The organism is Pyrobaculum organotrophum, from assembly GCF_055384425.1.
This window is the reverse complement of sequence record NZ_AP042430.1, coordinates 1,464,032-1,476,267: the sequence shown is the minus strand read 5'-3', so window position 1 is coordinate 1,476,267 and position 12,236 is coordinate 1,464,032. Positions and strand designations below refer to the sequence as shown.

Below are 12,236 nucleotides of genomic sequence, written 5' to 3'. Positions count from 1 at the left end.
GTTTACAGCGGCACCCCACTCACCCCTAGTGCAAAACCCTGGAGTAATCTCAGTACTATGACAACAGCTGTGGCAAATACCCCCCACTCCTTATATGATGGGACTAGGCCTATGAGAGCTGTGGCTAGACCTGCCGTTAGTAAAGTCCAAAACATGGCCGTTCTTCTGCCAAAACGATCGCCGACCCACCCAAAAAACAAAGCACCTAGAGGGCGTGCGAAAAATCCAAGCGCAAACGTTAGAAATACATTAGCAAGTTGCACTATAGGGTCTTTAGAGGGGAAGAAAGCAGCACCTACATATGTAGCAGCTACGGCGAAAAGAAAGGCGTCATACCATTCTAACACTGTCCCTGATGCTACGCCTATTATGAGACCGGGTCCGATACTTCTACTTGCCATGATATGAGATTTTACTTATTTTTAAGTATTACCACTATATAGATATCATAGTCACTATAGTGGGCATTTAATTTATCTATAGGTAATACTTATTGTACTGCAAAAAGATTTTAAAAGTCTATGATATCTAAAACAGAAAAACATAACTTTGGAATAGTGGTTTTGCTTTACTAGGGTGTTTATGATGCTTTTCCAGCGGCGCAAAATACAAAATATGGTCTCTTACTTTGTGCCTACGTTAGGGGTCAACTATTGGTAAAGTTGCTAATTGTTATGGCCGGCATGATTTTATTTATATGGGGGGTTTAGCCTAGGCGTGGAGAGAGCTGTAAAAAGCGCCGCTTGGATTACGGCGGCTACAGTCGTTACGACAGTGTCTGGTCTTGTATTTTGGAGCCTGGCGGCTAGGCTGGGCGGGAGGGCGGGCTTAGGGGCAGCGGCGTATGAGGTGGCGGCGGCTAATGTGGCTTCTGCGCTTTTAAATATCGGGCTTCAGAGTTACACGCTTAGGTTTGTGTCTGATAGAGGCGGGTCGGCGCTGGCCACTGCCTACACGGCAGCTGCTCTCCTCTCGCTGGCGGGAGGCGCAGCGCTAGCGGCGCTGGGCTTTGACTGGGCTCCTCTCCTTCTCGCATCTTCTCTTTTCTTCGCCGCATCTGCGGGAGCTCTCATAGCTTCTGGATTTTCCGCCGGCTATTTCTATTCGGCATTGACAGGGGCTGTGTTAAAACTAGCCCTGCCCTTTTTCGCCGCCCCGCTTTTTGCTTTTACAGTAGCTTCGATAGCTTCTGCAGCAGTCGCAGGAGTTTATGCAGCAAGGCGAGTTGGCTTATCTAAGCCGGGGGACTGGGGGGACTTCCTCGCGGCCGGCCTTAGTAACTACGCTGTGAATTTCTCAGTGAGTTTCGCCGTGTCACTTGGCGTTGTTATAGCTGGGGCGTTGGGGAACACGGGACAGGCCGGCGTTTTGTATCTCCTTGCCATGGCTGTCCTCGCCGCTTCTTCAGTCGCCGGCGCTCTGGCCCAAGCTAGCGTTCCTGTGATGGTGGAGGGCGGCACGTCGCTGGCCGAGAGGGGGGTTCGCATCGCCGTTGGTATTAACGTTCCGCTGGCTATTGCGGCGGCCGGTGCGTCGTATGTATTGATGTCTCTACTGGGGAGGGAGTATGTGGAGGATGCACCTTCGCTTGCGGCTGCAATGCCGGCGGTGGTAGAATTGTCTGCTATTTCTATGGCGTCAGCTATATACAATGTAGAGAAGAGGTGGCTTGACTTAGCTATACTTGGCGTTGTCGGTTCGGCTTCTGTAGCTGTGTCCTCCGCCCTTCTGCCCCCGGGCGTTGCCCTAGCCGTAGGGTTTATACCGCCGTTTTTAATCTCGCTTAGGGCTGTGCCGCAGGCACCGCTATTGATAGGCCTTGGCCTCACAGTTGTTTTTACGCCTGTCGCCTATATATCTGGTGTATTAGGCGGTCTTTTGGCGGCAGCAGGGGCGGCATCTGTATTACACGTCCTGGGTGTGTTTAATGTCAGAGATTACATCCGCCTGGCGAAAATCGTACTGTCTAGAAGTCCGTGATATTTTTTGCCCTTCTGGGCGGTCTCGCGGCTGGGGGGAGGTGGGGGGCGGCCTACGGAGTGTTTGCAACCTATATCCTCTATGTTTTGTACGGCTTGAGCCCCCCTCTGGGGGTCGTCGGAGCGCTTGTTGTTATCGCCGCGGCGCGCGGCCTGCGGCTTGACAAACTTACTCTCTACGCCCTTGCGACGGCTTTTGGCAAATTTCTCCTTCTGCCGCATCTGGCAAGCCGCCCCATCCCGTACTACGAGGCTCTGTGGTACGCGGCGCAAGTTTCGCCAGAGTGGAGGACCTACGCCCCGCTTACCTACCTCCCTCATATGCCGCCGCTTGAACTCGCGCTAGAGGGAACGCTCTTCGTCGTCGGCGCCGCTGCCCTAGCCTCAAGGGCGTTGGCCGAGGTGTGGGGACGTGGGGCTGTCTTCTGGCCTCTCTTGGCGCCTGAGCCGCTAGTGTTTGGACATTTTGCCATGGCGATGCCGCTGGCGTGGATTGCGGCATATTTCGCACGGCTGAGACGCTGGGAGTGGGCGCTTGTCTCTGTGGCGTTTGCCGCCGGCTTTCACATCTACGGCGGGGCGGTGGCTCTGCTCTTCGTGGCGTTGTATGGCACGCCTTGGGCGCTCCTACTGGCGCCTTTGGCATTGCTGACCCCCCAGTCTTGGGTTCTCATCTCGCTCCTCTGGCGCATACCGGGGACAGACCTCCTCTCGGTTCTGGAAAAGGTGGCTTTTAGGGCGGAGTGGTTTTGGTACATAAAACTGGCGGTGGAGCTCGCCGTTGTTCTGGCGGCCGCAGCCTCTGCGGGGAGAGCAGGCGTCGTGGCTTTAGTAGGGATTTTGGGGGCTCTACTCACTGCGAGAGCGCCCCAAGAGTACGCCGGGTTTGTATATAGGCACTTCGCCGTAGTACTCCCCTTCTCCAGGCCGAGGCCTCTGTGGGCTTTCGCACTCCTCGCCTTCGTGCCGTATCTTATGCAGGTATATTTCTTTGGCCTAGACTGGGGCTGGGCTGTGAGGTATGCCCAGTCTTTTGCTTGTGGCTGTCCAGTAGAGGGCCCTGTGGAGTCTGCATATAGACTTATATACTTAAAAGACTAAGTTTTCGGCCTCTTGTGTGTATAACTGTTGTACTTCCAGTTTTAAACGAAGCTGAAGCACTTCCGAAGGTAGTGGAGGAGCTTAGGGCGGCTGGCTTTAACAATATCTTAGTGGTAGACGGAGGCTCCACAGACGGTAGCGTCGAAGTGGCGAAGAGACTCGGCGTTAGAGTCATCAGCCAGATGGGGAGGGGTAAGGGGATGGCGGTGAGGACGGCCCTTATGTACGTCGACACTCCCTATGTCGCTTTTCTAGACGCCGACTATACCTACCCGGCGGAGGACCTCAAAAAGCTGTTGCCCCTCCTCCGCCATTACGACGTCGTCCTCGGCGCGAGACGTGGAGAGATGCCCCTGATATATAGGCTGGGAAACAAGGCCTTGGGCTGGCTATTCCGGCTTCTCTTCGGCGTAGATATAAGAGATCCTCTCACCGGCATGTACGCCGCCAGGACAGAGGTACTTAGAGATGCCGCTCTTGAGGCCAGAGGCTTCGATCTAGAGGTGGACCTCTTGGCGAAGGCGCTTGCAAATGGCGCCAGAGTGGCCGAAGTGGAGATTGGATACAGGAGGAGGGTTGGTAAGAAGAAGCTCAAGCCTTGGCACGGGCTTTCCATCGCGCTAAAATCCCTCTCGCTTGCCTACCGACTAAACCCCACCCTGTCCCTCTCCCTCCTCGGCTCGTTTCTTCTCGTACCTGGAGTTGCCCTAGGGTCGTGGGTGGCATATAGGTTCTTCTACCAGGGAGTTCCCCACTACATGTTGGGTCTCTTTTCTCTAATCCTCATAATGCTTGGCGCTCTGTCTATTGCATTGCTCCCCCTAGCCACAGCTGTGTTGAGACTTCAAGCCGCCGTGAGGAGGAGAGATCTGCGCCTCCCCACGGACTGTCTCCCGCCCTTGCCCGAGCCTACGCCGCTGGCGACGCCGGCCTTAGCTAAGTCGGAGGGGGGCGAGACAGAGACGCCGCTTCTCCACGTGGGCAGGGGGCTTGTTCTATCCTTCATGGCGCTTTTGGCAACAGCAGCCTATTACCTCGGGGTTGGAGACACCACGACTGCAAACAAGCTGGCTGAGTGGGCCTACTACGCCCTGGCGGGCGCCGTCGTTGCTCTGCTTATAGACGCCGCGGTGGTCAGCCGCCGTGAACAGCGAGAAAGTCAGACATTGGGAAGTCATGGATAACGCGCTGGGGCGAGCCGGATATGTCAAGGGGGCGACCGTCTATCTGAAGAACTCCAGACACCTCTCTCGGCGATCCGTCGGGGGCGAGACAAAGCTTCCCCTCGAAGGCGAGGGTTCTACTAGCGAGCTGTGTAGGCCTGAGAACGACTCTGTAGCACCCCCCGCCGAGATCCTCTATGTTAAGTCTCCCCTCAGCCTTAAGCTTGAGGTAGAGCGATATGGCGTTGATCTCTTGTGAAGTGCAACGGCCCCCTGGGTCGCATACGACCACTCGCCAGAGGTTTACTGCGAATTTGTAGCCATGGACTACGCCATAGGCGTGGCTCCCATCTGCTGCCACAAAGCCCCAGGGGAAGTAGGCAGTATAGATGCCGGCCCTCAGCCGCTCCAGTAGGTCTATGGGAGGGGCTAGAACCACAATCAAGGCGGTCGCAGTGAAGGCGACTGCCGTGACGGCGGTGATTAAGTGGCCTCGCATTGGCTATATAATGCTTCTCCTATATATTCCTTACTTATATTTCTACCTCCAGCAGCTATGGCTTAACGCGTCGTGGCTCCCCCGGGGGGACGACTACCCTATACACGTCTACTTCGCCCTTCTGCTTAGGAGTGACCTCGTCTCCCTCTTCACAAGCCCCGGAGAATACCCCGGCATTCCCCACCTCCTGGGCCTCCTCTCGGGGGACCCCCTGGCGCTGGGGAGGGCCTTCGCCATGTACGCCGCTGCACTGGCCGTCTTGGGGGTGGCGCTGTATGGGCTCTACTTTAGAGCTGTTGGAATTCCGGCGCCTTTCCTCGCCTCGTTCTACCTCGTGACGGCGTCTGTGAGAACTCTAGCAGGGCTTATCGACGGCCAGATAGCAGATAAGACAGTCCTCCTGGTGTTCGTCCCACTGTCGCTCTACCTCTACGCCAGGGGGCGGCCGGCCGCCGCCGTCGCCGCCCTAGCGCCGTCTATATTCACAAATTATCTCGGCGTTGCTTACGGCGGGCTTCTCTTGGTGATGTATGCCATTTACGGCGGGAGGAGGGCCCGGCTGGCGCTCATGATCTACATAGCCCTTGTGGCAGTGTTCCTCTGGCATAAGGCCCTCTCCGTCCTAGAACTGGCGGGGCAGGCAGCCTCTGCGCCGCCGATGCCCTGGGACCCCGCGTGGGGTTTGGTCTACGCCTTCTACGGCCCCTCTCCCGCCATCCTAATACCGCTTGCCATCCTGGGGCTTAGGAAGAGAGCTGTGGCTCCCTTAGCCGCTGCCTCCCTCCTGTTGCTCGTCATAGGGGCGGCGAGCTCCGCCTACGGAGAGAGACTATACAGAATAGCGGCGCTTCTATTACCGGCTTCGGCGGTTGCTTCTGGGTGGGCGGGCCTCGCTGTAGCGGCGTATTCCGCCCTCCCGGCCGCGGGGGGCTGGGCGTGGGCTCTCGGCGCCGTGCCGGGGCTCTATCAGCTTGTGGATAGGATCACGCCGAGTCAGCTCGACGCCTATCACGCCGTGCTAGAGACGCTCCCGAGCAACTCGACCGTTGAGGTGCAGTGGAGCCTAGACCCATGGCTCCTCCCCTTGGCCTACGCATACAGACCGGACATCAAGGTGTACTTGACGGCTTGCCAGTGGACGCAGGCCGATTTCTACGTCTATACGCCTCCCGACCCCCGCCAGTGGTACATGCCGTGTATACGCGAGGTGGGCCCGCCACCAGGCGTGAAGATAGCCAGTTGGGGCAACACTACCCTCTACAAGAGGTGAAAGTCGCCATATTCTCCGAGTCTCTCTGGCCGTTGGGAGAGGGCGGCGCGGAGCTCGCTACGTACCTCTACGCGAGGTTGCTTACCGAGTTGGGCGTCAAGATTAGGGTCTACGTGAGGCGGGGAGGCGCGAGGTGGGAGGGGCTTGAGGTGGTGGAGTTGGGGGGCGCCGGGACGAGGAAGTTCCACGCCCCACCGCTGGGGGCGAGAAGGGCATTGGAGTGGTGTGACGTGGCCTACTTCGCCTCGGCCTACTGGGAGCTGGTGCCTCTGGCAAAAAGGATGGGAAAGAGGACAGTTGTCCACATACACAGCTACGACCCAGCCTGTCCCGTGGGGACGCTTTACAACGCGAGGGGGGGCTACGTCTGCCGCCCGGAGATGAGAAGGTGCTGGGGGTGTATATACCTCCAGGAGAGATCGTTAGGACGCCCCTTCTGGAGGGCGGTTGCCTCGCAGGTGTTAAACGGCTTGTTCAACCCGCTGTTTGCCGAGGCCGTGAGGCGGGCGGACGCGCTGGTGTTCGTATCTGAGGCGCAGCGTAGGCTCTTCGCCAAACACTTCGGCGACATGCCTAAGAGCCACGTGGTGTACAACCCTGCACCTCCTCTACCGCACCTCCCGCCCGGCGGGAGGGCAGTGGGCTACTTCGGGGGGCTAAGCCCTTGGAAGGGGGTCTATGTGCTGTTACGCGCATGGGCGCGCCTTGGCGGTAGGGCAAGACTGTATATGACGCGGGCCTCCGCCTTGAGGAACCGTCCTCCTGGCGTAGTGGTGCTCGGCGACCTAACGCCGGGGGAGCTGGAAGAGGTGCATAAGGCGGTGTCTGTGGTGGCCGTCCCCTCCCTCTGGTGGGAGCCCTTTGGCTATGCCGCTCTTGAGGGCTTGGTGAGGGGACGCATAGTCGTGGCTTCAGACGTCGGAGGTCTTCCCGAGGTGGTGGGGGACGCCCCTGGGGCTAGGCTCGTCCCGCCGGGCGACGTAGAGGCACTGGCGGAGGCTTTGGAGTGGGCTTTAGGAGTAGACGTGGCGGAGCTGGGGGTTAGAAATAGGGAATACGCCTTTAGGAAGTTTGACGGGGTTAGGCTTGCTGAACGGCTTCTAAAGGTTTTGGAGGGCTAGCGTATATATAGGGGATTGATAACATCTCGGCCAACTCTTTAGTTGCAGCAGCTACGTCCTCGGGGGCTAGGTCTCTGACGTCGTATTTGCCGAGGGCAGAGACGGCCATCTGTATTTCTAACTTTAGCGACTCTATGTACTTCAACACGCCCTCCTCTCCCTTTGTCAACGCCGCTATTAAGAAGGGTCTTGACATGTAGACCGCCGTTGCGCCGAGGGCAACCGCCTTGACCACGTGTCCGCCGTTGTAGAGCCGGCCGGCGATGAGGAGGGAGGTCTTCACCCCCGCCTCTCTAGCCGCTTTTATGTACTTCAGCCCCACGACCGCGGGGTAGCCCAGGTCCTTTAGGGCGACGGTGGGGGCCATCCCCGTGCCGCCCTCCTTCCCGTCTATAACCACGGCGTCTGCCCCCTCTCTGCTTGCCACCTCTATCACCTCGGCGGCGTCTCTAAAGGGCCCTAGCTTGATCCAGATCTTCGCCTTTGGATAGGCCGTCTTCATAAACCTTATGGCGCCCGTCAGTATCTCCCTTGTGAATGTGCCCGGGACGGAGTAGCGTGTGGCGTACTTCCCGCCGTCGTAATCTATTAGATACTTCTGCCTCAGCTTTTCCGCCTGCTCCTTGGGGATCTTGATGACGCCGCCGAGGCCGGGCTTGGCCCCCTGCCCCACCTTTATCTCGAAGCCGATCCTCCCCTCCTCCACGTACTGCTCCAGGTCCTTATCGCTGTAGACTCTGTTCCACAACTCGTCGTAGGCGTCCTCCACGCTCTGTTGGATAAACACCCCGCCGTGTTTCCCCATGTTGGTCAAATAGGCCAGGAGACGCTCCTTGAAAGAGGGATGGCCCCGCGTGATCCTCCTAGAGTACCCCCTCACCGTGGCCACGTTTTCCCCGATGCCGAGGGGGATGCCCGCCTTGGCGGCCGCCTTCGCTATAGCGATGGCTGTTTTGCTGGCCACATCTGTAGAGCCCATGGACCCCACCACCACGGGCATCGACGCTGGGAAGCCCCCCACCAAAGTCTCGGTGTTGACGTCAGCGAAGGTGGGCTCCCGGAGCAACTCGGCGGCTTTCTTCAGCCTGAGGGGGGTGAAGGCGGGAGGCATCAGCAAGATGTCGTCGAGAGTGTAGAAGCGGGGGCATCCCCGCCTGTGTACCCCAGCGCCGAGTACAGCGCTTCCATATGAGGCGAGGAGGCCGAAGGGGTACACCGCCTCTTTGCCTCTGAGCGCCCGGTAGGCTATCTCGTCCACTGGGTAGTCCTCGAAAAACTCTCTGAAGCCCCTTATCCCAAAGTAGAGTCCCCTAAGCCTAAGGATGAGTTTGGCAAGTAGAAGCATATGCGGCGGCGCGGCCACTATTTTTCTATAATACGTACACAAAATACAGACAAGCCGGGGACATAGAGGTATTTGTTACCTAGATACGCCGGGCGTGGCGGGACATTGTCTCGAAAAGCCGGTCTTTAGGCTAGAATTTTACCACTACTGTTTTCCCGTTTTCTAGAGGCTTCCAGCCTTCGCGTTGGCCTAGGGGCTCCGAGGCAATTATGCCGTCTTTCTCCACAGGCACAAAGTGGGGGTGTTCGCTCCCTCTGTAGGTATAGAAGATGGCTAAGCCTGCGAGGTCTACAAAGACAAAGTTCAGGACGGGCTCCTGGGGGTCTAGGTAGGGCTTTGCTAACTCTGCGGCTTTCCTCACTGCGGTCTCGTCTCCGCCCAACGCTATTATTGCCTTGAGTAAAAGCTCGCTGTCTGTAGAGCCGTCTAGCTCTCCCACTTCAACTCCTTCTTCTCTAAGGGCGGCTTTGTACCGCTCTCTGTCTATAGTGCCATTGTGAGCTATGGCGTATCTCCCCCTCACGATGGGGTGGGTGTTCTCTAACGTCAGCTCACCTACCGATGCCAACCTGCTGTGTAGTATATACAGTATATATCCGTCTGGGGGCTCTACATAGTCTTCCCATATCGGCCTAGTGGATTTATATAGTCCGTAGGACCCTGGGCGTGCCCAGAGCGCGCCCCAGCCCGACCCGTGGCTCCAGCCCATTGTCCGGTCCCTCCTGGACACCTGGACAAAATCGAGGAGGATGTCTCTGGGGGGTTTTCCAAGGGAAAAAAGAATTCTACACATTAAACAGTGGTTAGATACTGCTCGTACTCCCAAGGCGTGATGGTATTCCAAGTCTTCTCCCACTGGTATTGTTGGACGTAGCTCTGCCACTCTGCTTGCTTCACGCCGAGGTAGGCCTTTACGATCTCGCTTGGTAGTTCTCTCGCAATTTTGCCCTCCTCCATGTATTTCAGCGCGGCGCCGAGGTTAGGCGGCGTCTCTCTGACGCCCTGTAGGTCGTAGGCCACCTCTTGGACGGGGGGCGGCGGCTCTATCTTGTTCTCTAGGCCTTCCAGCCCCGCCAGTACCATGGCGGCGAAGGCTAGATACGGGTTCATGGAGGGGTCTGGGTGTCTGTACTCAATCCTGTTAATCTTCCCGCCGTAGTACGGCACGCGCACCATGGCGGAGCGGTTGCCGAGGCCCCACACGACGCGAGTAGGCGCCTCGTGGTGTGGCACTAGGCGTTTGTAAGAATTAACGGTTGGCGCCACGATCGCGGATATAGATATGGCGTTGTTTAATATCCCGCCGACGACCCACTTAAGCTCCTGGGTTGGCTCTTTCACCGAGGCCATTAAGTTCTTCCCGTCTTTCCACACAGATATGTGGGTATGGGCGCCGCTTCCATTCATGCCCCAGAAGGGCTTTGGCATAAAGGTGGCGATGTAGCCATATTTAGCGGCTATGGCTTTTGCCATAATTTTAAACACCAGTATTGAGTCTGCTACTTTTAACGGGTTGCCGTATGGGATATTTACCTCGAACTGGGAGGGCGCCACCTCGTGGTGGGTCTTAGTCTCGCCGAGCCCCGCCGCGGCAAAGTTCTCCATAATCTCCTCTACTACCTTTCTAGTTGCTTCCGGCGGCACGTCGAAGTAGCCAGCTCTCTCCGGTAACTCCGGCGGGTTGCCCCGCACGATGAAGTACTCTATCTCTACGCCGATTTTAAACTGATAGCCGCGTTTCTCTGCCCTCTCGAGTACTTGCTTAAGCACGTTACGTGGGTCTAATGGAGATGGCGCATTGCCGTCTAGAGTGTTGGTGAAGACATAGGCGGCCTTCCCGCCGTTCCAACTCTCCACATATACGGCAGATGGGTCAACCACGGCAACAAAGTCGCTTCTGTTCACAGTGCTGTAGGCGGGGATAGAGGAGCCGTCGTAGGGAACGCCGTCGATAAACGCATCTCTAGCCATGTCGATTGGCATTATATCGACACGCGGTCTGCCGTAGATGTCTACAATTACAAAGTAGACGTATTTAACGCCCGCGCCTTTTAACACCCTCCATATGTCTAATCCCTCTACCTGCATAAACCGCGGAGATGTGGGGAATATATGTTTTTCGGATAGGCTATTTACATACGTCGGCGGAATATTTAGAATACAAAACCAAAAAACCAGGGGGATCAAAGTATGCTATACCATAAGCCCCTGTTGTGCGTTGTAAAAATTCTAAGATTTTGCTAGACGATTTTAAGCTCAATAACGCGGTTATCTATCACAACGGCGCTTTTCTTAAGCTGAAATTTATACATGACGTGCGGTTTTGTAACCACAATGTAGGAATGTATCAAAACGTCGTCAGGCGGCACTTCGTTTGTCACTAATACAACACGTAGGCCAAATTTTGCGCTTTCAAAAACAAGATGGCGTACCACCTCCCCCCTCTTGAGGACGTTTTGAGCCTCGTCGACTATCAACAGTTTCCTCGGGCGATGCGACACGCCACCTCTCTGCATTCTATCATAGAGCAAGGCGAGGACAAAAAGAGAAATCATCACTTTCTCTTCGTAGAGCCGGAGCTTAGAGAGGTCAATGACAACAGTTCTCTTTAGCTTAAGTAGGAGATCCAGGGGGACCTTCCCCCTTTCGAGAACTTCTACGATATACTCCAGTCTCCTGGCGATGGCGGCGCGCATCTCTACCTCCGCCCTAGACGTGACGAGAAAACTCTCTAACGCCTCAAGTACGTCGCCGATTTTTCTAATCTCGGCGTTTCTAATAGCTCTATAGAGAAAGTAGATAGAGGGCTCGTTAAGATTTAGAGAGAGACCAATTATCTCTGTGAGAAGTTTCTTATCAAAATTTCTAAAGTCGTATTTTAGAAGTCTAGCATCTACCCTAAGCCCTACGTCATACTCCCCAACCCAGTCGAGAATAAGCGCGGGGAGGCCAGACCTCTTTACAATCTTCTTCGCCAAGCGGCTCTTGCCGCTACGTGTCGGGCCTAGAATAACCACATGTCTATCAAGAGGTAGAAAAACGGGAAGCCCCCACCTCAGCCCTACAAAAACCCCGTCTTGCGACAGGAGGAGAAATATAAAAAACGCAATAGCTACAACCTCCCACACATATACCTTTTAAAGATTATAAACAAATTACGACCGCGCCGTCTGTCCCTAGGCGCAACAGCCTAGGGACTTTCTCCTCGCCGTCATCGGCATCCACGGTACCTCAGGCGTGGTGCCGAGCGGCACGCGGCCCTCCGCGAATGCCCTCTTCTCGATGTTTATCACCGCGGCGATCCCCTCCCGCCTTAGGGTTTCAATCAGTTCCATGAACTACTCCACCGTGAGGTATTGTTCTGTTTGGCCCATAGATACGTACGGCATGGGGAGAAGAGTCTGCACCTCGGCGGCTTTTGCACAAAGCCCAGACCGCGGCGCCGAAGCGTAAGACAATACGCCACGCCGCCGGCCGAAGACGCCGATAACTATGGGCAGAGGCATCAAGAGCTAATAGAGAAGACAAACCCCGTCCCGGCGACTACCTCACTCTCAACCTTGTAAGTTTTCTTGTTTCATGAACGACGTCTGGCCCCTAGGGCGGCAGACGGGGGTGCGAAGACAGATGCAAAATAAACAACTAGCGGCCGGCCCCATATGACCCGCCCCGGTGCATCCGAGACGGGCCCCTGAGTCCCCCAGGGAAGGGCCAAGAGAGGTAGGGAGACGTTCCTCCCGAAAATAGCCACTACGACA

The 12,236-nt window shown here is 56.4% G+C and carries 12 protein-coding genes; 5 read left to right on the top strand and 7 right to left on the bottom strand.

Annotation, left to right across the window (positions count from 1 at the left end; all coding sequences use genetic code 11):
- Nucleotides 1-2: 2 nt before the first annotated feature.
- Entirely contained in the window at nt 3-401 is a 399-nt protein-coding gene (locus ACZ49R_RS09005; RefSeq protein WP_464732807.1) for an MFS transporter, read from the bottom strand.
- Between the two features lie 316 nt (nt 402-717).
- On the opposite strand from ACZ49R_RS09005, the gene ACZ49R_RS09000 reads away from it, so the two are divergent.
- Genes ACZ49R_RS09000 through ACZ49R_RS08990 form a run of 3 tightly spaced genes read left to right on the top strand, consistent with a single transcriptional unit; the run spans nt 718 to nt 4,264 of the window.
- On the top strand, nt 718-1,980 hold the full coding sequence (locus tag ACZ49R_RS09000) for a hypothetical protein (protein ID WP_464732806.1): 1,263 nt from the start codon (nt 718-720) through the stop codon (nt 1,978-1,980).
- On the top strand, nt 1,977-3,080 hold the full coding sequence (locus tag ACZ49R_RS08995) for a hypothetical protein (protein ID WP_464732805.1): 1,104 nt from the start codon (nt 1,977-1,979) through the stop codon (nt 3,078-3,080). The genes ACZ49R_RS09000 and ACZ49R_RS08995 overlap by 4 nt, the downstream gene beginning before the upstream one ends.
- Nucleotides 3,081-3,094: 14 nt before the next feature.
- Nucleotides 3,095-4,264 (top strand): glycosyltransferase family 2 protein, encoded by a 1,170-nt coding sequence (locus tag ACZ49R_RS08990; RefSeq protein WP_011761898.1) that lies wholly within the window; start codon nt 3,095-3,097, stop codon nt 4,262-4,264.
- On the opposite strand, the gene ACZ49R_RS08985 is transcribed toward ACZ49R_RS08990, so the two are convergent.
- A complete protein-coding gene (locus ACZ49R_RS08985) occupies nt 4,215-4,742 on the bottom strand; it encodes a hypothetical protein (protein ID WP_011761899.1) in 528 nt (175 codons plus the stop codon). The two genes, ACZ49R_RS08990 and ACZ49R_RS08985, sit on opposite strands and share 50 nt — an antisense overlap.
- Before the next feature lie 10 nt (nt 4,743-4,752).
- Here ACZ49R_RS08985 and ACZ49R_RS08980 point away from each other — a divergent pair, with 10 nt between their 5' ends.
- Both ACZ49R_RS08980 and ACZ49R_RS08975 read left to right on the top strand, forming a co-directional pair.
- Entirely contained in the window at nt 4,753-6,012 is a 1,260-nt protein-coding gene (locus ACZ49R_RS08980; protein ID WP_464732804.1) for a hypothetical protein, read from the top strand.
- Nucleotides 6,009-7,133, top strand: a complete 1,125-nt coding sequence (locus ACZ49R_RS08975; protein WP_464732803.1) for a glycosyltransferase family 4 protein — start codon at nt 6,009-6,011, stop codon at nt 7,131-7,133. The genes ACZ49R_RS08980 and ACZ49R_RS08975 overlap by 4 nt, the downstream gene beginning before the upstream one ends.
- Here ACZ49R_RS08975 and ACZ49R_RS08970 read toward each other — a convergent pair.
- The 5 genes from ACZ49R_RS08970 to ACZ49R_RS08950 all read right to left on the bottom strand — a co-directional run bounded on the left by ACZ49R_RS08970 (nt 7,093) and on the right by ACZ49R_RS08950 (nt 11,813).
- The gene (locus tag ACZ49R_RS08970) at nt 7,093-8,478 is read right to left on the bottom strand and encodes a glutamate synthase-related protein (protein WP_464732802.1); all 1,386 of its coding nucleotides are present in this window, start codon (nt 8,476-8,478) and stop codon (nt 7,093-7,095) included. The two genes, ACZ49R_RS08975 and ACZ49R_RS08970, sit on opposite strands and share 41 nt — an antisense overlap.
- Before the next feature lie 130 nt (nt 8,479-8,608).
- Nucleotides 8,609-9,271 carry a class II glutamine amidotransferase gene (locus ACZ49R_RS08965; protein WP_464732801.1) on the bottom strand — a complete coding sequence of 221 codons (663 nt, stop codon included), beginning with the start codon at nt 9,269-9,271 and terminating at the stop codon, nt 8,609-8,611.
- Nucleotides 9,271-10,566, bottom strand: a complete 1,296-nt coding sequence (locus ACZ49R_RS08960; RefSeq protein WP_464732800.1) for a glutamine synthetase family protein — start codon at nt 10,564-10,566, stop codon at nt 9,271-9,273. Before ACZ49R_RS08960 ends, ACZ49R_RS08965 begins: the two co-directional genes overlap by 1 nt.
- Before the next feature lie 152 nt (nt 10,567-10,718).
- Nucleotides 10,719-11,606 (bottom strand): ATP-binding protein, encoded by an 888-nt coding sequence (locus ACZ49R_RS08955; protein ID WP_464732799.1) that lies wholly within the window; start codon nt 11,604-11,606, stop codon nt 10,719-10,721.
- A 48-nt stretch (nt 11,607-11,654) separates the two neighbouring features.
- Entirely contained in the window at nt 11,655-11,813 is a 159-nt protein-coding gene (locus ACZ49R_RS08950; protein WP_464732798.1) for a hypothetical protein, read from the bottom strand.
- Nucleotides 11,814-12,236: the final 423 nt, after the last annotated feature.

What these genes read in the sequence shown, in the direction of transcription:
- ACZ49R_RS09005 (WP_464732807.1), bottom strand. Translation starts at nt 401, where the DNA reads ATGGCAAGTAGAAGTATCGGACCCGGTCTCATAATAGGCGTAGCATCA.
- ACZ49R_RS08985 (WP_011761899.1), bottom strand. Translation starts at nt 4,742, where the DNA reads ATGCGAGGCCACTTAATCACCGCCGTCACGGCAGTCGCCTTCACTGCG.
- ACZ49R_RS08980 (WP_464732804.1), top strand. Translation starts at nt 4,753, where the DNA reads ATGCTTCTCCTATATATTCCTTACTTATATTTCTACCTCCAGCAGCTA.
- ACZ49R_RS08970 (WP_464732802.1), bottom strand. Translation starts at nt 8,478, where the DNA reads ATGCTTCTACTTGCCAAACTCATCCTTAGGCTTAGGGGACTCTACTTT.
- ACZ49R_RS08965 (WP_464732801.1), bottom strand. Translation starts at nt 9,271, where the DNA reads ATGTGTAGAATTCTTTTTTCCCTTGGAAAACCCCCCAGAGACATCCTC.
- ACZ49R_RS08960 (WP_464732800.1), bottom strand. Translation starts at nt 10,566, where the DNA reads ATGCAGGTAGAGGGATTAGACATATGGAGGGTGTTAAAAGGCGCGGGC.
- ACZ49R_RS08950 (WP_464732798.1), bottom strand. Translation starts at nt 11,813, where the DNA reads ATGGAACTGATTGAAACCCTAAGGCGGGAGGGGATCGCCGCGGTGATA.